Origin of the sequence: Cryobacterium sp. MDB1-18-1 (genome assembly GCF_004402735.1) — a bacterium.
GTDB classification, from domain to species: Bacteria; Actinomycetota; Actinomycetes; order Actinomycetales; family Microbacteriaceae; genus Cryobacterium; species Cryobacterium glucosi.
On sequence record NZ_SOFR01000024.1, the window covers coordinates 1 to 1,404 of the forward strand.

General features: G+C 63.2%; 2 protein-coding genes and 1 pseudogene. All 3 read right to left on the reverse strand.

Annotated features, from left to right (window positions below; translation table 11 throughout):
• The coding region (locus E3O50_RS06435; protein WP_198413624.1) for a DNA starvation/stationary phase protection protein at positions 1 to 368 on the reverse strand (368 nt) is incomplete at its 3' end.
• Positions 369 to 572: 204 nt separating this feature from the next.
• Positions 573 to 1,187, reverse strand: coding sequence for a hypothetical protein (locus tag E3O50_RS06440; RefSeq protein WP_134449833.1), 615 nt, complete (start codon positions 1,185 to 1,187; stop codon positions 573 to 575).
• Positions 1,184 to 1,404, reverse strand: a pseudogene (locus E3O50_RS19085) (hypothetical protein); the annotation flags it as partial. The pseudogene E3O50_RS19085 and the gene E3O50_RS06440, both read right to left, overlap by 4 nt.

A 1,404-nucleotide genomic window follows, 5' to 3' on the forward strand; every position in this document is an offset into this window, starting at 1 on the left:
GTGGGGTCTTCCGCATCGACTGCATCGTGCACAGCACGAATGTTATCGACGGTAACCGTGAGGCGTTCGGTGATCAGAACAACCGTGTCTCCTGTGTCGACTTCTCCTGCGGGAAACGGCGGGAGGTGGGTGGCTTTCGTCACCGTTTCGCTGCGACCGTCGGGCAGGGCGTCGATCGCGCGCATGCGTTCGGCCAGTTCGTCAGAGAACGCGCGGGCGGCGTCGATGATTTCATCGAGTTGCAGATGCAGATCCCGAAAATTGTGGCCGACCACACTCCAGTGCGCCTGCTTGCCCTGCAGATGCAATTCGATCACGTCTACCAGGATGGATTGCAGGTTGGAGCCCAATTCTGCCGATGCTTTCATGAGGGTGCCTTTCGTGGTTGATGGAGCGAGAGCGAACATGTTCAGGGGCAACAACTCCGGCGAGCGAAGCATATACACGTCTTCGGGGCTGTGCGTTGGTAGCAAAGTTCTGGGTTGTCTCGGTGGTGCGCTGCCGGCGTGTGGATAGTCGAACCCGGGTGATCGTGTGCTTTCGGGATGGGCCGATTCCCGAACGGATGGGAGTTAGTGGAGGCGGGTAGTTTGTGTTGTGCGTGCGCGGATGCCAGCGCTGATCTGTACGAGGGCGGGTAGTTGCCCACCGAGCAGAGTGTCGAAGGCGACCAATACCTCGGTGACTATGCGGCTGGCTTCCCGGGGCGAGATACCGCGCCGGCAGGTGATGGCCACCTTCAACACCGATTGGTGTTTGACCTGATAGGTGGAGACGTGGGAGGCAACAAGCTCCGGCCGGCCGGAGAGGGCGTCCTGGATGGCGTGCTCGGCGACGTGGGAGTCGACGAGAACCATACCGGCATTTCCGCCGACGGTGATGAGCTGGCGGGTGTGGCCGTGGCCCTGTCGGATGATGAAGAGGACAAGCAGGATGATAAGTGCCCCGCCGGCTGCAAGTGCGACCAGCCACAACCAGCTGCCGCTGATCGGCATGGGCTGGTTGGGGAGTGGAGTGGCGCGCAGCCACCGGGTCACCCCGGAAACCCCGATCGCCGCCGAGTGCGTCCAGGTATCACGGACGGGCCCTGCGATCGCCACCAGCAGCAAGGCTGCGCCGCCGCTGAAAATGACGAGGCCGACCACCAAAATGAACAGCCGGTTGAGGACACGGTTAGTGGAGTTCATTCACCGACCTTTCCCACGGCGGCCACGACGACTTGGGGCTGCAGCACGCGCCGCAGTCCCAGTTCATGCAAGTGTCCCTGGACGGCGGTGAGGGCGGCCGTCTGGTCAACCGGGGTTCCGGAGGTCGGGGTGAGGTGCACCGTCACCCGTCGGCCTGTCACGGTTACCCGTGCGTTGTCCGGCGCTACTCCCGCAGCGCGGGCGGCGTCCCGGGCCA